The sequence below is a fragment of the Acinetobacter nosocomialis genome (assembly GCF_041021905.1).
GTDB lineage: Bacteria > Pseudomonadota > Gammaproteobacteria > Pseudomonadales > Moraxellaceae > Acinetobacter > Acinetobacter nosocomialis.
Map to the genome: position 1 here is coordinate 2,016,710 of NZ_CP157432.1, position 19,673 is coordinate 2,036,382.

The 19,673-nt window shown below is 36.5% G+C and carries 13 protein-coding genes; 3 read left to right on the forward strand and 10 right to left on the reverse strand.

Annotated features, from left to right (window positions below):
• The first annotated feature begins 440 nt into the window (after window positions 1-440).
• Entirely contained in the window at window positions 441-800 is a 360-nt protein-coding gene (locus tag ABLC00_RS09355; RefSeq protein ID WP_004887222.1) for a hypothetical protein, read from the forward strand.
• 99 nt (window positions 801-899) lie between these two features.
• On the opposite strand, the gene ABLC00_RS09360 is transcribed toward ABLC00_RS09355, so the two are convergent.
• The gene (locus ABLC00_RS09360; protein ID WP_004887221.1) at window positions 900-2,063 is read right to left on the reverse strand and encodes a catalase family protein; all 1,164 of its coding nucleotides are present in this window, start codon (window positions 2,061-2,063) and stop codon (window positions 900-902) included.
• Window positions 2,064-2,246: 183 nt separating this feature from the next.
• On the opposite strand from ABLC00_RS09360, the gene ABLC00_RS09365 reads away from it, so the two are divergent.
• On the forward strand, window positions 2,247-4,118 hold the full coding sequence (locus tag ABLC00_RS09365; protein WP_004887218.1) for a hypothetical protein: 1,872 nt from the start codon (window positions 2,247-2,249) through the stop codon (window positions 4,116-4,118).
• A gap of 228 nt (window positions 4,119-4,346) precedes the next feature.
• The gene (locus ABLC00_RS09370) at window positions 4,347-5,456 is read left to right on the forward strand and encodes an S-(hydroxymethyl)glutathione dehydrogenase/class III alcohol dehydrogenase (protein ID WP_004887215.1); all 1,110 of its coding nucleotides are present in this window, start codon (window positions 4,347-4,349) and stop codon (window positions 5,454-5,456) included.
• Window positions 5,457-5,511: 55 nt separating this feature from the next.
• Here the strand turns inward: ABLC00_RS09370 and ABLC00_RS09375 are convergent, their stop codons facing one another.
• From ABLC00_RS09375 to adeA, 9 genes are all read right to left on the reverse strand, one after another.
• Window positions 5,512-6,468, reverse strand: coding sequence for a DUF4882 domain-containing protein (locus tag ABLC00_RS09375; RefSeq protein WP_004887213.1), 957 nt, complete (start codon window positions 6,466-6,468; stop codon window positions 5,512-5,514).
• A gap of 109 nt (window positions 6,469-6,577) precedes the next feature.
• The gene (locus ABLC00_RS09380; protein WP_002049906.1) at window positions 6,578-7,588 is read right to left on the reverse strand and encodes a fimbrial protein; all 1,011 of its coding nucleotides are present in this window, start codon (window positions 7,586-7,588) and stop codon (window positions 6,578-6,580) included.
• Window positions 7,585-10,143: a fimbria/pilus outer membrane usher protein gene (locus tag ABLC00_RS09385; protein WP_348941268.1), complete on the reverse strand. Its 2,559-nt coding sequence runs from the start codon at window positions 10,141-10,143 to the stop codon at window positions 7,585-7,587. The genes ABLC00_RS09380 and ABLC00_RS09385 overlap by 4 nt, the downstream gene beginning before the upstream one ends.
• A 60-nt stretch (window positions 10,144-10,203) precedes the next feature.
• Complete coding sequence (locus ABLC00_RS09390) at window positions 10,204-10,938, reverse strand: molecular chaperone (protein WP_000774082.1); 735 nt, start codon at window positions 10,936-10,938, stop codon at window positions 10,204-10,206.
• Window positions 10,939-11,024: 86 nt separating this feature from the next.
• Window positions 11,025-11,558, reverse strand: a complete 534-nt coding sequence (locus ABLC00_RS09395) for a fimbrial protein (RefSeq protein ID WP_004708758.1) — start codon at window positions 11,556-11,558, stop codon at window positions 11,025-11,027.
• Window positions 11,559-12,044: 486 nt separating this feature from the next.
• Window positions 12,045-12,335, reverse strand: coding sequence for a hypothetical protein (locus ABLC00_RS09400; RefSeq protein WP_004887207.1), 291 nt, complete (start codon window positions 12,333-12,335; stop codon window positions 12,045-12,047).
• Between the two features lie 1,508 nt (window positions 12,336-13,843).
• Complete coding sequence (gene adeC / locus ABLC00_RS09405; RefSeq protein ID WP_004887206.1) at window positions 13,844-15,241, reverse strand: multidrug efflux RND transporter AdeABC outer membrane channel subunit AdeC; 1,398 nt, start codon at window positions 15,239-15,241, stop codon at window positions 13,844-13,846.
• A 79-nt stretch (window positions 15,242-15,320) separates the two neighbouring features.
• Complete coding sequence (gene adeB / locus ABLC00_RS09410) at window positions 15,321-18,431, reverse strand: multidrug efflux RND transporter permease subunit AdeB (RefSeq protein ID WP_033847063.1); 3,111 nt, start codon at window positions 18,429-18,431, stop codon at window positions 15,321-15,323.
• Window positions 18,428-19,618: a multidrug efflux RND transporter periplasmic adaptor subunit AdeA gene (gene adeA, locus ABLC00_RS09415; RefSeq protein ID WP_032010426.1), complete on the reverse strand. Its 1,191-nt coding sequence runs from the start codon at window positions 19,616-19,618 to the stop codon at window positions 18,428-18,430. The genes adeB and adeA overlap by 4 nt, the downstream gene beginning before the upstream one ends.
• Between the last annotated feature and the right edge of the window lie 55 nt (window positions 19,619-19,673).

The window sequence follows — 19,673 nt, forward strand, 5'->3', positions numbered from 1 at the left end:
GAACTTTCATGTTTGTTAGTTTTTTAAAGGAGGTGTCTATGCTCCATAATTTTAGACAGTTTTTCTGCATGCACATCTGGGAATATGATTTTGATATTTCTCATGATGAGATAAGAGAATGTAGAAAATGTGGGAAAATTCATAAAGTGAAGAGTTCCCATAAAATGACTTAAGATTAAAGAAAGTGATTTTAAGCATATTAACAAAATAAGCCCAATAATTTAAAAGTATTGGGCTTATTTATGAATAATAAAAAACCTATTAATTTACTCAGAATATAATTCAAATTAGATCACATTTTTAAATTATAAAAGGTTTCAATTTACATAAATTTATATTAAATTTAAAAAACAAATAACACTTCAATAAAAACTAAAAACTTAAATTTATAACTTTAATCTTATACTTATATTTTACAATAAATTAATAAGGAGATAGAAATGCCAAAATATTTACTATTAGCAGAAAAAATTTCAAAAAATATAAAAAAAGAACATACCAATAATCATCTAAAAAACCTAAATAATTTAATTATGGAAATCAAAAAAGCAATTAATGGTACAGAATTAAAGTTTTTATATAATTTTTTTGATTTCGGAGGCACACTTCTTAATCTTCAGGATGAGTTACCTTTCAAGTTAGATATTAGCTTGATTCCCATCTATAAAAGTGAAGAAGACTTTATTTTTTGGTTAGCAGATTTCATTGATCGAATCACTATCGACACAAGTAAAGGAGATTATTCAATAAAAAAGAAGTTAGCCATCCTACACTCTATTGTTGAGAAAATTGATCTATAGGCTTTAGCTTAGTATAGCCATTTTTTTAAAGGTCCATTGATATAGAACTATCTTTTTTATCGGTAGTTCTTTTATATGTAAAGTATGACGAACTCATTTTTAAGGCTCTTGTCGAGGGGCCGAGTTCATATCGTGTCTCACTTTACTTATATTTTCATAAATAATTTTACGTAATCTGTTTATTGCACCTAAAGGTTTGTGCTCAGGTAAAGCATGCCACGGCGTAAAGGAGAGATTTTCACAAAATTGATTCTGTTCCGGTGTATCAAAGCTTTGCTTTGGAATACGAATAGTTGCAACCTGATAAAAAGGTGCTTCTGCTTCTTTCCATTCTGTCATTGCATCTTCAACTTGCATTTGGGTTGAAGTTCTTGGCTGTATAAGAAACTCCATACAAGCGTCTTGTTTTTGCAGCGTATCTTGTAGTGCAGCTCTTAAAAAATTATGGTTTGGATGGTCAGGTAGAGATGTAGACACCTTAGAACAATTTCTTACGGAGTACTTAACAGCTTGACGGTCATTATCTAATCCTAATTGATAGGGCACCATAGACCAGTAACGTACATATAATGGATTAGAAATTTTAGAATTATGCGCTCCTAAAGCATTGATTGTTCCTTTAAGCCCTAAAGCAAACGGAATATGAAGCTTTCTGAGAGTACTTTTGCTGTTAACATCCTGCATAAAAGAAAGATATCTTTGCCCATCATTTACGAAAAAGACAGGATGATTGATCATAATAAAATCTTGAGTTGTCGCTTCTTTTTCACTTTCTAAAATTTTCTGACCCGGTACGCCTAAGACTTTTATGGCTATGCCGCGAGCATCTTTTTCAATGTCTGCTTGAGATGCATCGTTAGATGCATTCGAAAATCGAATCCAGGCTTGATAGCTCTTATCAGGAACAAATATACCTTTTGCAAGTTGAGTTGGAATATTTTTAAGTACATGGAACTCGGCACGCACACATCCATGTGCTTTAGGATGTGCATCTCTTAAGGCTTTACCAGGTGCATACTCTTTACGTATTGATTCTTCAATAACGGTAGAGATTTCTTGAGCCAGTTTTTTTTCATTTGGTTGGAGCTTTTCATTTAAATATTCATCAGGGATTGGATAATTAGTTGTATAGGTAGAAGTAGAAATAGCAGAAGCTTTAGTATTTTTATAAAATATTGGATCACTACAGCCACTTAATAATGAAAGAACTGGAGTAAAAATAACGAGTAGTCTAAAGTGGCTTAAATGAGAAAAGTTTGGCATTCATTGCTCCTTATTGCAAAGTCCACTTTAGAATTAAAATAATATGTTAGCTTTACATTATTTTAATGATTCCAACCATTATCTACTGTTAATAGATTAGACTAAATTGTTACTTATCTGAACAATATAAATAAAATTATTATTTAATATAAAGCTTCTTAAAACTATTAAGAGCAATATGACATGATAAATAATTCAGAAAATGTACAAAATAATTCGACTGTTTCACCTCAACCCATTACTCAAAATATACTTATTGATAGGTTCAACCCAACTTATTGGAGAATAGATGGTCCACAAACCATGTCTTTTGCGATTACCAATTATGGCAACGGTTTTGAGGCGTCTTTCCGCTCACGCATGACTACAGACTTGGCTGGTATTAGTTGGGACTCTTACGACTCTAAAGACCATAAATTTTTAGCTTATGAAACTAAATATAGCTATTCAGGTGTGGTATGGGACTTTGATATTGAACTATCACCATCTATGCCAGTTCTAAATAATGAGTCGCTAACTCCAACTTTAACGGTTTATTATAACGACAATGGAGTAGATAAAATTGCATATATCGTCTTGTTCAACTATGCAAATACTCCATCTTCAAGGTCTGCCCATATTCATATCAACTGGGATACGGTCAAAGCAGGTTTTTCAGCTACAGACAGTTTTCCAGTTACCAATATTCAGCAAATTACATTTTCGGCTTTTACAAGTAGTTATAACCCACACTCATCATTGCCCTTAAGTCAGGCTGAAGATGGTTATATTCGCATTACTAATTCAGTCGTGACAGGTGCAAATGCAAAACTAAATCTAAGCCGAGTGGTTGTACCACAGCATAACTATGGCTTATGTACCAGCTATGACGATCATTACGACCTGAACCCGCAGCGTATAGTAGATAACATGGCTGCTTTGGGTTATCACGGTTTCATTAATCATTACTGTGGTATGTCACATTATCCTGAAATAATCTGGAGAAGTGATATTAATAGATTCCAGATTCCTGACACACTCGTTACAGGACAGGATGTTATTAACCCATGTACCCGTAAATGGCATGAGAAATATGCCCAAGCTCTGCATAATGCAAATATGCAACCCGTTTTTGGGGTAAGTTTTGAAATGTACTCGCTAGGCGCAAATGAATTTTGGGCACAGCGAGACTGGAATAGTAATTTGGGTAAAACAGGCTACCAGCCACCAAGTTATTTCTTCAGTTTAAGTGATCAAAATGCTTTGGCATATTTACATAAAGTTTTTATTGAGTTTGCAGATACCATGGTGACGGGTGGGTGTGATGTCAACATGCAAATTGGTGAGCCTTGGTGGTGGTATAACACAGATACGAACTTACCATGTGTCTATGACTATCCAACCAAGTTAGCTTTTAATGCAGATACAGGTTTATATGCACCAGACTTAGGAACAATTTATGAGGCGATGAATAAAACAGGAACGCCGTATGATGAATTTAAAACATGGTTAAGAAATAAGTTAGGGCAGACCTGCCAAGATATTAGAACAGCAATTAAAACAAAATATGCAAATGCCCAAGTGTGCCCATTAATCTTTTTCCCATCTATTCGCTCACCAATACAAACCCTAGCAACTTATATTAATTATCCAAGTGAGCATTATTCATACCCTCATTTTGATTACATTATGACTGAAGCCTATGATTGGCTTTTAGAAGCGAAATTAGATTTAGCCCATCAAGCTGTTTCACAAATACCAACTCAAGATTTAGGCTATCCTGCCAGTAAAGTTGCTTATTTATCAGGGTTTGTACCAGATGCATCTATTGCTTATATCTATGGATTCGACAAAAACAAACCATATCGAACACCTATCTGGCAACGTATTTTTGGAGATATGCAAAATAATGTATCTCTAGGGCTTATGAAGCAATTTATCTGGGCATATCCACAAGTTATGTTTGACTCGATTACAATCGATACTACTCAAGCTCCAAATGGCTTCTTTGTTGAAAATACGCTCTATACACCTATTAGTGATAACACGCCATACCCACCGGATATTTACCTATAAGTAAAAATAAGCTGGTTACAAGATAATGATTTGATAAGAAACCTCTTCAAGTAAGGGGTTTTCTCGTTTTTTAAATGTAGGCTTGCTTAGACGTATGTGACTGGCTATGCTGTAATGGATTGCTATGAAAGCCAATTTTGATTTAAGCAAAATTAAGCTCTTGTATTAGCATTACATTATCTATTTTGCTCGACTATAAATACCGAATGATATAAAGGAAACCCAAAGATGAAATCTCGTGCAGCTGTCGCCTTTGCTCCAGGAAAACCTTTAGAAATTGTTGAAATTGATGTTGCACCACCCAAAGCGGGAGAGGTTTTAATCAAGATTACCCATACTGGAGTATGTCACACCGATGCATTTACCTTATCTGGCGATGATCCGGAAGGTGTTTTCCCGGCAATCTTAGGTCATGAAGGCGCGGGGGTAGTAATTGAAGTTGGTGAGGGGGTAACAAGCGTTCAGCCGGGTGATCATGTTATTCCGCTTTATACGGCAGAATGTAAAGAATGCTTATTTTGTAAATCTGGAAAAACCAATCTTTGTGTTGCTGTACGTGCAACTCAAGGTAAAGGCGTTATGCCAGATGGTACTACACGTTTTTCATATAAGGGCGAACCAATTTACCACTACATGGGCTGTTCAACCTTTAGTGAATATACGGTAGTAGCCGAAGTATCTTTAGCTAAGATTAATCCTGAGGCGAATCACGAGCAAGTATGTTTATTAGGTTGTGGGGTAACTACAGGTATTGGTGCCGTGCATAACACAGCGAAAGTACAAGAGGGCGACTCTGTTGCTGTATTTGGCTTAGGTGGTATCGGTTTAGCCGTTGTACAAGGAGCACGTCAAGCAAAAGCAGGGCGCATTATTGTCGTAGATACAAATCCAGATAAATTTGAGCTGGCAAAACAGTTTGGCGCTACAGATTTCTTAAATCCTAAAGATTATGACCAACCTATTCAGCAAGTCATTGTAGAAATGACAGGCTGGGGCGTAGATCATTCATTTGAATGTATTGGAAACGTCAATGTTATGCGCTCAGCTCTAGAGTGTGCACATCGTGGTTGGGGACAATCTGTCATTATTGGTGTAGCGGGTGCAGGCCAAGAAATTTCAACTCGTCCGTTCCAGTTAGTTACTGGCCGTAAATGGTTGGGTACAGCATTTGGTGGTGTGAAAGGGCGCTCACAACTTCCTAAAATGGTCGAAGATGCTATGAAAGGTGATATTCAACTTGAACCTTTTGTTACTCATACCATGCCTTTACAAGACATTAATACTGCTTTTGATTTAATGCATGAAGGTAAATCAATTCGTACTGTCATTCATTTTTAAAGGAAATAAAAAGGGCTATGATTTAGCCCTTTTTTACGCTTCATAGTTTTATATTTTAAATGGTATTACCACAAATATCAGTTGTATCTGGTGGGTAAATAAATTGAAGATCATCTCGATCAGTTATAAGTTCACTAGATAACTCTTGTCCAAATAATTGTTCAGAATATATTGCTATACCATTCATAATAGAAAAACGTATATTCGCAAGCGGAGCTGGCAAATTAGATTGATACCCCTGATCAACTCCATTTAAAATAAAGCCTACTTGCTTCGTGTTCTGATTAATATATATACCCAAGCGTTGGTATCCATTCATATTATTTGTCATATTTTGACTTTTGAAGTAAGGATGATCAGGTCCGCTATTATCACTAACTCGATATGCTAAAGAGTAATTTAAAGTTGGAGGATTCTCGCCAAAATCTGGGTCATAAGTCCCTGTATGAAACCCGTAGTTTGATCTAACGGTATATCCATTATTTGTTACGCCAGTAAAATCAATATTAGAGATATAAGAAGAGTTACCAACGGCTACAGTTGGAATTTTTAGTTCCATTTCAAAGGCAATAATGCCCTTATTAGGTATAGAGAAATCGCCAATATCATTAGTCGAGTTGAGACCTGCTTTACTTCTCGCTATATAATCTATATTGCCATATTCATTTTCTAGTATAGGATCTACTTTAAGGCTAAATTTTTGCCCACTTATTATTGGAAATATTTTCATAGGAAAATAATCAGGATGTTCATTATTCCATAGGTCATAATCTTCTTGAGTTGCATCAAAATGATATTGGCAGATTGGGGTAGAAGAATTAGGGGAATTCATTTGAGTCAAAAGGGGTTGAGATGCCAATTTTTCATTCTTTGTAGTTGATGAAATTCTTTTAGATGCGACTTTTTGGTTAGATTCATTACGTAATGCTGTATTGGTATTATCAGATGATACCTCATACATGGCCCAGCATAAGGTAATTGCACTAACAGCAACTATGCCTATTTTTTTCATAGATGTTCCTATAAAGTTAAGTAAATTCTTAGAAAGTATGGATAAAGAAAAAGTTATTATTAATTCTTAAATATTTGATATTGTTAAATTTAAAAACTATTGAATATGATTAATCATATTCAATAGTTACAGTTGCCATAGCACGAACTTTACCCGGTGTAACATTCGTTGCTGTTTGATAGTAGCGGGCAGTCATCGGTACGTTATATTGAAGTGTCTGGTTAGAAGACAATGTACCTAAAGCCAGCTTGTCACCTTTTTTGATAACCTGATTTTTATTTTGATAATTCCAAAGTAACTGAACGCCTACACCGTTTGCTTTTTCAGAAGCTGCAGCTGTATTCGCTAAAACCTGATTGTTTGTACCATCTTGAGTAAAGTCATAGGTCAAACTAATAAGATTTTTCTCTTCATAGCCAGTAGGGTTAATACCACCATTACATAGGATGTTCATATCAAAAGTTTGTTCACCTTGAGTTGAACCAACACCTTTAAAGCCAGCTTTAGTAACTGTTGGTAGTTGTACAACTTTATTGATATTACCTTGAATTTCACATGAAGAAGATGCAATGGTAATCGCATTGGCATTAACAGTACTTGTTAAGAAAGGCTTATCTGGAAAACCACGGATATAATAACTACTATATCTACCAGGAACTAAAGTCCCAGAACCTGTTTGTGAGGCAATTTTAATTATTTCCACAACAAAATAGCCATCTGCTAAGTAACGATTACCTGAGATTCCACCACGTTGATAAGGGTAATAACCAGAAAAATTGGTATTATTATCTGCTTCACGGTATAGGCGAATACCAATACCAGGAATATTGGTTGTATAGATGCTATTGCCTAAGGAGCTTAACGGATAAGCCTGTGTTAATTCCGCAACGGCAACATCGCGGCTATCACAATTATTTGCTTGTGTTCTAGTCCGGGTAATAGGAAAAGTCGCTTTTCTTAAAATCGCACCTACTTGATCACTAGGACGTACGACAACACGTCCCACCGCCATAAGAACATCATTTGCTTCATAATTGACTATATAGCATGCAGCATTAGCTTCACCATACACACCTAAGCCCGCGGTAAATAGAGCACCCGTTAATAATATTCTTTTCATTTGCAGACAGCCTCCGTCATTACCACGCTTTGTTGCTTGTTTTGCAACTGATTACCAACATTGTACTCAACCGAACAACGCTCATTGCTTTCGTCTCCCCATTTTACATACAGACGATCTTGAGCAAGTGGGGTACGTAAGTAAATCATACTACCTTGTGCAACAATACCTACAGCTTCGTCTTTTTGATTAAAGACTTGTGCTGCAAAAGGTAAGCTGTTGCCATCTGCAGTCTTACTATTAATATAAACTGCATAACCTGTCTTAGTCGCAAAATCTACTTTAGCAATTGCACCAGCAAACGGTGCAATACGTTGACTTGTTTCTTCAAGTTCTACTTTGCTAGACATTTCTTGAGGGTCAAGGGTAATGTCATTAAGACGGTATGGAGTAACATATGGAACTACGGCATAACCTGCTTTATTAATGCTTAGACCAACGGTATTACTTACTTTTGCGCCAGCTGCATCAGGTGCATGTACAAGTACCATTGTTTGACCTTGTTCAGGTCCAAATAACACACCTTTTGAGTGAGCAACGATACTACCGCTTAAGCTCACCATAGCTTGTTGATAAGAATCAGCCACACTATAAGAACCGCCAACAGTTGTATAGTTAGTACGATAACGACCATTTACGTTAAATGTTGGGTTTGCATATTCCTGATGCGACATAGAAGCACCATAACTAAAGCGATCACCCACCATTCCACTTGCACCCACTGTACGACTATCTTCAGATGCAGTAATGTTGACATTAACTGAGTTCTTCTTGAAGTTCATTGGGAAAGACAATGTCATTAAGTATTCAGTATCACGTGATTGGTTACTTGCGCCGTATTCAACTTTACGATTGATCGCAGACAAACCATAAGTTAAGCCATGGTAATTATTGCTATAACCAATCTGATACTGTTTAGTTGTTTCACTACGGTTCCAATAATCGACCCATGAACCTACCATATAGAAGTTACCCCAACCCTCAGGGAGTCCTTGGTTCAAGGTAATCTGGAATTCACTACGTTGGCGACCCGCAGCGTAAGTATTGATACCTTTTTCTTCTAAATCACGAATAAGAAGGGCATCACGCAATTTATAGAAGTTTTCTGTTGAATAACGATAAGCTGCAAGTGTTAAGTTCGTATTGGTTGGTGAAATTAATTTACTGTAGCTTAAACGGAAACTTTGACCAGACTGCGAAGCTTGTTTTTCAAAGTCCGCCTCAGAATGCGTAACGTCAAATGCAACAGCACCAATAGGTGTTGCAAAAGCAGCACCCAGCAATAAAGCTGTATAATTTTCAGAAGCCTGAATTCCGGTATAACCCGTTAAATAGTTATTAATACCTTGTTGATATTTACCCTGAACCACCCAAGGATTAAGATCAATATCACGATCACGGAATTGACCTACAGTGAGTGAGTAACGGTTTACACCCGGACGTAACATCTGAACAACAGATGCATAAGGCACAGAAAATTTTTGTATTTCCCCATTCGCCTCAATAACGGTAACTTCAATCTCGCCACCAAATCCAGTAGGGTACAGGTCATTAATTTCGAAGTTACCCGGTGCTACCGTTGTTTGATAGATAAGTTGGCCTTGCTGACGTACTTCAATTTTTGCATTAGTTTTAGCATTACCACGAATACGTGGGGCATAACCAAGCATACTATTCGGCAGCATTCGATCGTCACTTGAGAAATCAATACCACGATAGCCATAAGAGTCAAATACTTCGCCGTTTGTAAAACTATCACCAAGTGTTAAAACACCACGATATTTCGGGAATGCTCGCTGTAAATAAGTACTTGTTTCTTCGTAACTTGACTTAGATTGATTTTCAGCAGGTGTATCTTGCCATTGCCACTGACCATTGTGACGTAGCTGCCAACCACCTAAATTTAGTCCGGCTGTGATACCCATAAACGCATTTGAGGTTTCACTTCTATCATTCGATTGAGTGAACGTTTTATAAGCACTACCGTTATAAGATAAAAAGCCTGCATTAATACCGCGATCCCATACGCTCGGATCGACATAACCTTGCGCATTTTTTTGTAATGCGACTTGAGGGATTGAAATATCGACACGTAAACGAGAGTTATCAAACTCGTAAAATGCATTTTCAACCCATTCTTCTATTTTGTAGCAACTATTATTTTCTTTTTGAAGGGGAGCATGCTTAGACAAAACCTCTTGTTTTACGCCGTATTCAAGAAGATTCATTCCTGTAAAGCAAGTGACCGCATTTTGTGTTGGGTCTACCGCCTTAAACACCATACGACGTTTACCAAACCATTGACCATTTACATATACGTCAACGTTATATTCGCCAGGTAAAACAGGGTTGCCATATTTAAAGCGAGAAATATCAACTTTTTTTGCATCGCCAATTAAGAAAGCAGAATCAAACTCAGCTTCGACAGGAGCACTCGCAGCTGTTTCTTCAGCGTGCACGAATACAGGCATTGTCATGGTAACAACACCGGAAGCCAAGTAATAACAAATATGGCGTTTTAATAATTTATAAGATTCTTGCCGTTTTTTTGGCATAGCTAAGTCCGCCTACTCACATAATAGGTGCTTAAAATTTATTAAAAAATATAAATCTGATTATTGAAGTTTTATTGAGTGTTCGACTCGGCCACCGTAGTCATTCACATTAATAAAACTCATATCCTGAAGATTGCCATTCTTAAGCTGAATGGATGCATCAGAAAAAGGCTTAACCATTAGCCCTTCAGGTAATAAATCTACTTTTTTATCGCCGACTTTCTGATAAACAGAAGTCATGGTGATATGAAAAGGTGTTGGATTTTTTACCGTTAAGTTTTGACCAGATTTAACCCATTGAAGCTTATCTGCCGCTAAGTTCGCATCATCTTTAATCGAAGCTGGACGATAGAAGAATTTAATACGTGAACGAATTGCTAATTGCAGAAAATTATCAGGTGTCGCATCTGAGCCCTTTGAGGTAGGTCTTGGAGGAATATCCAAAACATTTAACCATAAGACAGTTTCTTGCTTCTGATTTAACTGAGAAGCAGTGGGTAGAGCAGTAATACGAAAAGTCTGACTTTTTGTTGCTTCAACACGAGAAATTGGAGGAGCAATCATAAAAGGAACTTTTGATTGATCCGGAGTACTTTTTGGGTCGCCTTCATCAATCCAAGCTTGGACAAGTGCTGGTTTTGAACCGTTATTGCTAACTTGTAGCGTAACTTCTCGGGCATCTGATGGATAAATTACACGAGTGCCATGAATTACAATTTCTGCATGAGAGGCAGGTGCGGCTACCGCTGAAGCAAATGCCAAACCTAACAAAAAATTATAACTGTTCAATTTCATTTCAGGATTCTCAGCCAAGGAAGTTCGGGAAAGCGTTACACAAAATAGGGCTTCTATACGGATATAGAAACCCTATCATCCATCAATTATTGATAGATAATTGTGTATTGAACAGAAGTGTTGACTTTACCAGCAGTAGAAGCGCCAGTTGCATAGTATTCAGCATAGTAGTTAAGGTCTGCACTACCAGCTGCTGCAACGTCAACCCATTGAGAGTTTGCTTGAGCGCCATTTGCACCAGCAGCAAGAACTGGAATTACTTGGTTGTTGCTACCTAAAAGTTGAACGTTAACGTTTTTAGCACCAGTAGCGTCTTGGTTAAGTAAACGACCAGTATTGAAGTCAACCGTTGCACCTGGTTCGAAGTAAGTCGCAACTTTACCTTCTGAACAGTTAGCTAATTTGATCTGGAAAGGAGTACGACCAGCAACGTTACCAGCAGCTGCTAAAGTTTGTTTAGAAACAGTTGGAAGAGTAACTGTGAAATCTTTACCAGCAGGTGTAACGATGTCACAAGTTTTGTCTGTAACTAAACCATTAATTGTAATTGTACCATCAGCAGCTTGAGCGTTCGCAATCCCTACAACTGAAAGAGCAGCGATCAAAGCAAGTTTTTTCATAGTGTTTTCTCAAAAAGTCTGGATAAAAGTTTAATCTGTTACTTTTCCAGAGGTTGACATCTTGAAAAGTAATGCGGCGATACTAACATTTTTTAAACAAAATGCAAACTAGATCACATATTTTTTAAAGAATAAGAAAAAATACCATGAATTTAGAGTAAACATGACAAATGCTCTTTTTGAGTTAAGATTTTGTTTTTAAATATGAAATATTTGATAGAAGTTCTATTAAGAATAATTGCAAAAGAAAAATACAATTAAAGAAAATTATTTTAAGAAAAATTTAATGAAGTAATTATATAGAACAATTTATCTTTATGCATGAAAAAACGTGAAAAATTTATCATTTATTAAGCAAATAAGAGCGAATTGTTAACTCTAGCTAAGTATTGCACTATAAAGTCAAAAATTCACTCTTATAAGGCCATTCATACTCAAGTAACCGTAAAGAGTTAAGACTGAGTTGATGTTGAAAGCTCGTTCATTTCAATGATAGTTAACAAGCACTACTTTTTTATTAGCACTTATAGTTTCAATACTCGTATCCATTTTTTCAGTATGTCGCGCTAAGTTGAATACATTATCTTTGTTTAAATATTGAGTATCAATAGTTGTATTCAAAGAATTGATTTGAGCGCATTCTTTTTCAATATTTACTGTAGAACAAGTATCTTCAACAATATTTCCTTTAATCATTATTGTGTTATTCGCATAACAAAATAGTGGGGAAGTGGAAAGTACCGCCAAAACTACAATTTTAAATATATTATTTTTCATTTTATATATACCTATTTATTAAATAGTTAATATAAGAGATACAATAATTTTTATTTAAAAACAATATGAAAATTCATTTTAATAAAAAAATAATAAATAACATGTGACGCATATCTCACTAATTATTTTATTTATATAAATAGTTATTGCTTTATAGCTATTTTGCTAAAAATGATAATAAAATCACATTTTAAACAAATAATGAATCTTAGTTTGTATAAAATTAAATTACTGATAATGAATGCTTTAATTTAAAATATTCTTATTTTTTTAAAAAAATTAAAAAACTCGATGATTTAAAAATTTATATTATTTAATAAAATAATATATTTTACTAAAAAACAATTATGTAATTAGATCTTTAACTCTAATTTGTGGTGATTTATATAAATTAAAATATAAAAGCTTTAAGTTAATAAGAACAATATTGAATACATTTTAAACAGTAAGTAGAGTTGTTTAGCACAATTAAATAAACTCTCATTGTATGAGGCAAGTTGTAACTTTGCTGAAATCTAGGTAATTTAATTTTAAATAAGTAGCATTTAGATATAAGAAAATTATTTTACAGTTGTAGAGAAGAAAGCTGCCTAAATTTGGTTATTCAATTAACAATTAAGTTTCATATCTGTAATTTAATTCAAATTTTGAATTTTTAGTTAAATCACAGTTTTGGCGTTAATGCACAATGAAGCTTAAAAAAGTAAAGAAATAATTTATAAAAATGCCATGCTTTCTAGGATGTAGTGCAATAGCTAAAATGGAGCGTGAAAGATAAGACATAATATTTTTATCAGACTTTAGCCAAAAATTTCATTGTTGGCTAAGCAAAGCACAGCACCAGTGTATAAAAATAAGGAGGATCAAAGACCTAGGTGTAAATTACACAACAGTTCGTATAATGTATATTATGTTAAATAGAATATCTGAAAACCTACCATATATATGACTCTGGCTACTCTACATTACTGCTACGCCGTTTATTCTTTACTACAGTAAATTTTTAGCTTGGTATCTGTTGCTCAAGCAACTTACCAAGCCGTGCCACTCTTAAAGACTTAAACTGGCTAACCCTATTTCTAATCTTAGCCAAAATAGTTCTGGCAGCTTTCTACAAAATGTAATTACACTTTTATATTTACCCTAGTGAGCCGAGCTACCTTACTAAATTCTAAATTTACGAGCCGTATTATGGCTACTGGCTGCTATACAAATTTCTTTTTCTAAATCACCTTTTAGTCTCAAAATTCTTAGCCTGCCCACGCTAAAGCTTAAAATACTAAATCTTTGTACTACATTGAAATTTAATAATAAATTTTTAAAAATCTCTTTACACGCCTGGAAAAACTGATATAGTACGTGTGTACAGCTATTGCTTAAATTTAACCTAATAGTTCATATGAACTTAAGCGCTGAATATATGATGTCATAGCAAAATTTAATCATCTAAAGTAAAAATAAGCTGATCAGGAATCTCTATATCAGCTTATTTTTTAGACCACAACTAGTTAGCTTTTAGATATTCCTCCTCCTAAAGCTTTATATATTTCGATTTGGTTATTGAATTTCATCTGTTCAAGCGCAAGTAAGCCTTGTTGTGCTGCATAGGCAGAACGCTGCGCATCTAAAACCGTAAAATAGCTATCAACGCCTGCTCTATAACGTGCCATGGAGAGTTTATAGGTTGCATCAGTCGCAGAGACTAAGCGACGTTGTGCATCTAACCTTTCTCCGATATGTGCATGCGTAGCCAAAGCATCATTGACTTCACGGAATGCCGATTGAATAGCTTTTTCATATTTAGCCAATGCAATTTTCTGGTCAGTTTCTGCAATTTTAATATTAGCTTTTCGTGTTCCCCAATCAAAAATTGGTAGATCAACACTAGGTCCAATCGACCATGCAAAATTGCCTGTTTTAAATAAATCTTTCAGTTCAGACGATGCATAACCCGTCGAACCTGTCAGGCTGATGGTCGGGAACATGCGTGCCTTGGCAGCACCAATATTCGCTCCGGCAGCACGTAACTCATATTCGGCAGCTTTAAGATCTGGACGATGATTTAATAAATCACTTGGTAAACCGGCTGCAAAGGTTTTCTCAAAGGTAATATTTTGAATTGTATGATCAGGAAGTAAATTTTGCGGAACAGGATGACCTGCTAGCAAATCCAGTAAATTTTTTGCCTGTTGAATCTGAGTCTTATACGTGGCCACATCATTTCGTGCTGTTTCAACCGAAATTTGTGCCTGTTTTAACGGAACTTCACTATCAATACCAACTTCAAAACGCTTTTTATTAAGATGATAAGAATCGAGTTGTGTTTTTAGAGTCTGCTCTGCAAGATTTAAATTAGCTTGAGCAAAAGCATAGTTTAACCAAGCTTGCGTGACATTGCTGATTAAACTAATTTGAACTGCTTCTTTAGCACTTTGTGTTGCTAGATAATTATTTAATGCCGCATCTTTTAAATTTTGCACACGTCCCCAAAAGTCTAGTTCATATGCGGTCATTCCTAAACCAACCTGAAATGTAGAAGCTGGGTTATTAGGATTAATAGACGGATCAACTTGTCTTGCTGCACCTCCCATTACACCAATGGTGGGTAACTGGCTATTTTTTGTGATTTGGTATTCTTGCTGTACACGTTCAATATTGAATGTGGCAGTACGTAAATCACGGTTGTTATTTAAAGTTATTTCAATAACCTGTGCTAATTTCGGATTAGAAATAAACTCTTTATAACTTTGTTCAGCAATCGTTTTTCCAGAAGTATTTTGAGAAAAGTTGTGTGGAATATGAGATGTAATTGCAGGTTGTGGAGCTTGCATATTGACACATGCAACGAGTGCAATTGAGAGTGTAGAAATAACGAGTCCACGAGATACAGTTGCCGATTTCGACATAGTATTCTCCAAATAACAAAATGAGTTGAGTAGCTGTGTAGATCAGAGGAAATTTAGTATTCCCTCTGATGCATTGAATTTAGGAAGAGATTTTTTTCTTAGAGGAAAATAGCTTTTCTACTGCACCCAGAATGAAGATAAAGAATACGGGAACAAAGAAAATAGCCAGAATGGTTGCTGAAATCATGCCGCCAAAAACTCCTGTACCCAAAGCATGTTGAGTTTCCGAACTTGCACCAGAAGCAATCACCAAAGGAATTACACCACAGGTAAACGCAAGAGAAGTCATCAAAATTGGACGTAATCGAAGTTTAGCTGCTGCAACAGTGGCTTCAATCAAACTCATGCCTTCTTCTTTCAGCATTTTTGCAAATTCAACAATCAAAATTGCATTTTTTGCCGATAAACCAATAATGGTAATGAGTCCAATTTTGAAGAACACATCATTCATTAAGCCTCTAGACATAATGGCAATAATTGCGCCGAAAATACCGAGTGGCACAACCAGCATCACAGAAAGTGGAATTGCCCAGCTCTCATAGAGTGCAGCCAATACAAGGAAAACAACTAACATGGATAAACCAAGTAAAAAGGCCATTTGAGATTCAGACTGTTTTTCCTGTAAAGAAATACCCGTCCATTCATAACCAATACCTTTCGGTAATTTCGCAATCAATTGTTCCATTTCACGCATTGCCTCACCCGATGAAGTATCGAAGTTCGGAATACCGGCAATACTCAAAGATGGACGTCCGTTGTAACGGTTATATTGTTGCGGTGCTTTATTCCATTGTGGCGTCACAACTTCAGATAAAGATACTAATTGACCGCTTGAACCCATGACTTTCAGATTCAATATATCTTTCAATTGCATACGTGATTTGGCCTCAACTTGTACAATGACTTGTTGCATGCGTCCTTGATTAGGAAAGTCATTGATATACATTGAACCCATTGATGTAGAAATGATGTCTGAAACATCAGAAAACTTAACACCAAGTGCACTCAGCTTTTCACGGTCAATTTTTAAAGAAATATTGTCACCTTGTGGCAACCCCTCATTCCAAACCATATAGAACTTTTTATTCTTGGCTGCCATTGCCATAAGTTCATCTTGAGCAGCCAATAAAGCTGGCATACCTAAGTTAGCACGGTCTTGTAAACGTAAACTGAAACCAGAAAAAGTACCTAACTCATCAATAGCAGGTGGCAATACAGCCATGGTTTCACCTTCTGTGCTATTCGCCATTGAGGTATTCACGGCGTTTGTCATTTCGGATGCCGTACCAGTTCGTTCCTTGAAGTCTTTAAGGGTAGTAAAAGCCACCGCTACGTTTTGTCCTGCACCACTAAAGCCCCAACCTAAAATAGTGGTATTACTTTTTACATCGGGGTTATCTTTCAAATTATGTTCAAATTGATTGACTACATTTCGGGTACGCTCCGTAGTTGCATCTGAAGGTAATTGAAATGAAGTCATGAACCAGCCCTGATCTTCCTCTGGCATAAATGCAGTTGGCCAATATTTCATTCCGGCAAAGGTAATACCGGTAATCACTAAAAAGATCACCATCATTGGCATAGTATGCTTGATGATTTTAAGCAGCATCAATTCATACTTTTTAGTCACTTTATCGAAGCTGCGGTCAAACCATGCAAAGAAGCCTTTCTTCTGATGATGCCCATCAATTGGTTTTAAAATCGTAGCGCAAAGTGCCGGTGTTAAAATGAGTGCCAATAGCGCTGAGAATAAAATAGACACCGACATGGTCAAGGTAAACTGTTTATAGATTACCCCTACAGAACCACTCGCAAATGCCATTGGTAAAAATACTGCTGCCAATACCAGCGTAATACCAATAATTGGGCTGGTAATCTCTTTCATTGCTTTAGATGTTGCTTCTTTAGGATTTAATCCCTCAGTCGCCATAATCCTTTCTACGTTTTCAACCACAACAATCGCATCGTCGACGATAATCCCGATGGCAAGCACCATACCGAACATGGTGAGTACGTTAATTGAAAAACCGGCAAGTAGCATTACGGTAAAAGTACCGAGTAAGGCAATAGGTGCCACAATTGCTGGAATAAGCGTATAGCGGACATTGTGCAAAAATAGATACATCACAATGAAAACCAGAACCATGGCTTCAAGTAATGTATGAATTACTTTCTCAATTGAAATTTTAACAAACGGCGCGGTGTCGTAAGGAATACTAAACTCCATGCCTTCCGGTAAATTTAACTTTAACTCTTCAATTTTTGCTCGAACACCTTCGGCAGTTTTCACGGCATTCGCACCGGGGCTTAACTGAATTGCTGCCGCAGTCGCAGGTTTACCATTTTCCAAAATGGCAAAGTTGTAGGCTTGGGAACCGATTTCAACATTTGCAACATCAGATAACTTGATAACGCTACCGTTAGTTTTACTTTTTAAACTGATATTTTTAAATTGCTCGACACTAGACAATTGCCCTTGTGCAGACAGTGGAATAGTAATGAGTTGCCCTTTCTCAGCGGGTAAATCACCAAGTCGACCGGGTGCAATTTCGACGTTGTTTTCTCGAATTGCATTATTCACATCACTAATTGATAAACCGTAAGAAACTAACTTATTTGGGTCGACCCAAATACGCATAGCTTTCTCGGCACCAAAAGATTGAACCTTCCCTACACCTTCGACACGTTTTAGCTCTTCTACAACATTACGAACAAGGTAATCACTTAAATCAACTTCTGAATATTGATTATTTGGAGAGTTAATCCCGACCAGCATTAAAAATCCGGACGATGAAGCTTCCACCTGTAAACCTTGCTGACGCACAATCTGCGGTAAACGAGCTTCTACAGCCTTGATTTTATTTTGAACGTCGACCTGAGCCATCTCGACATCTGTGCCCGGTTTAAACGTAGCAGTAATCTCTGCTGTACCGGAGGTATCTGTCGTCGCACTATAGTAGAGTAGATTTTTTACACCCGATAATTCACGCTCAATTAAGGTGACGACACTATCGTTAATGGTTTTAGCTGTAGCACCCGGATAAACCGCACTAATATTTACTTGTGGCGGAGCTACACTTGGAAAGCGCGCAATTGGTAATTTAGGAATACTTAGCAATCCAAATATAATAATAAAGATCGCGATAACCCATGCAAAAACAGGACGACGAATAAAAAATTGTGACATCATGATTGAGCTCCTTCAGTTGTAGAAGCTTTCTTTTCTATACTTGGAGCGTCATTTACAACGGCTGGGGCTTTCCATGCAGCCATTGCCAATTTCTGATTTGGCTTAATGCGTTCAATGCCTTCAACAACAACTTTATCGCCAATTTTCAAGCCTTTGTTGGCGATGTAATATTGCTCATATTGTTGTCCAATTTCGATAGGACGAATTTCCGCTGTGCCTTTGGCATTGATGACATATACCTGCGGCTCACCATTAATATTACGTTGGATCGCTTGTGCCGGAACCAATAACGCTTGAGGAATAGAAGCACGATCAATATTGACACGCACATACATGCCAGGAAGTAATTTTCGTTCAGTATTATTTACCTCTATACGGAACGTAACATCGCCCGTTTCAGGATCAACATTAATATCTTCAAATAATATCTTTGCTGTTACGTTATAAGGCTGTCCATGACTGTTAGTAATACGAACGGTTTTGTCACTATTTGCTGATAGCTCACCGCTTTGCAAAGCTGCTTGCAAACGCTCATATTCACTAATTGATTGTTTTACATCAACATAGACTTTATCAATTTGCTGGATGGTTGCCATTGTATTGGTATCACCTTGACCAACCAATGCACCTTCAGTAACAAAAGATTGTCCAATCCGGCCGGAAATAGGCGCTCGAACTGTTGCATATTGCAGGTTCAAGTTTTGTCGAGTCAGTGCTGCTTTCATTTGTGCGACATCAGCTAAAGCTTGGCGATATTGAGCTTGGGCATTACTTACTTCTTGCTTACTAATTGCATTACTTGGTAACAGCTGCTCATAACGTTCTAGCTGAACTTTGAGCCTCGCAACCTCTGCTTCAGCCTTATTTAGCGAAGCCCGATTACTATTTACATCTGCCTCAAAAGTTTCTGAATTAATTTTATATAAAGCTTGCCCTGCTCTAACTTCACTACCCTGTTTAAATAAAACCTTTTCAATGATACCTCCCACTTGTGGACGGATCTCAGCCGTACGGAACGCATGTACCCGTGCAGGAAGATTTTCACTAAAGTTTACCGATTGCGGTTGAATACTTAACACACTAACTTTAGCCGGCGGTGGCTCAGGTTGAGTTGCTTCTTTTGAATCACACCCCTGTAATATAAGCCCAATAGATAAAAATAAAGGAAGTAAAAGATGCTTTTGCATACTGTCCGAACCTAGGGAGTTTTTTGATGGTCGTATTATTTTTGATGAGTGTGTA

What these genes read in the sequence shown, in the direction of transcription:
- ABLC00_RS09355 (WP_004887222.1), top strand. Translation starts at nt 441, where the DNA reads ATGCCAAAATATTTACTATTAGCAGAAAAAATTTCAAAAAATATAAAA.
- ABLC00_RS09360 (WP_004887221.1), bottom strand. Translation starts at nt 2,063, where the DNA reads ATGCCAAACTTTTCTCATTTAAGCCACTTTAGACTACTCGTTATTTTT.
- ABLC00_RS09365 (WP_004887218.1), top strand. Translation starts at nt 2,247, where the DNA reads ATGATAAATAATTCAGAAAATGTACAAAATAATTCGACTGTTTCACCT.
- ABLC00_RS09370 (WP_004887215.1), top strand. Translation starts at nt 4,347, where the DNA reads ATGAAATCTCGTGCAGCTGTCGCCTTTGCTCCAGGAAAACCTTTAGAA.
- ABLC00_RS09375 (WP_004887213.1), bottom strand. Translation starts at nt 6,468, where the DNA reads ATGAAAAAAATAGGCATAGTTGCTGTTAGTGCAATTACCTTATGCTGG.
- ABLC00_RS09380 (WP_002049906.1), bottom strand. Translation starts at nt 7,588, where the DNA reads ATGAAAAGAATATTATTAACGGGTGCTCTATTTACCGCGGGCTTAGGT.
- ABLC00_RS09385 (WP_348941268.1), bottom strand. Translation starts at nt 10,143, where the DNA reads ATGCCAAAAAAACGGCAAGAATCTTATAAATTATTAAAACGCCATATT.
- ABLC00_RS09390 (WP_000774082.1), bottom strand. Translation starts at nt 10,938, where the DNA reads ATGAAATTGAACAGTTATAATTTTTTGTTAGGTTTGGCATTTGCTTCA.
- ABLC00_RS09395 (WP_004708758.1), bottom strand. Translation starts at nt 11,558, where the DNA reads ATGAAAAAACTTGCTTTGATCGCTGCTCTTTCAGTTGTAGGGATTGCG.
- ABLC00_RS09400 (WP_004887207.1), bottom strand. Translation starts at nt 12,335, where the DNA reads ATGAAAAATAATATATTTAAAATTGTAGTTTTGGCGGTACTTTCCACT.
- adeC (WP_004887206.1), bottom strand. Translation starts at nt 15,241, where the DNA reads ATGTCGAAATCGGCAACTGTATCTCGTGGACTCGTTATTTCTACACTC.
- adeB (WP_033847063.1), bottom strand. Translation starts at nt 18,431, where the DNA reads ATGATGTCACAATTTTTTATTCGTCGTCCTGTTTTTGCATGGGTTATC.
- adeA (WP_032010426.1), bottom strand. Translation starts at nt 19,618, where the DNA reads ATGCAAAAGCATCTTTTACTTCCTTTATTTTTATCTATTGGGCTTATA.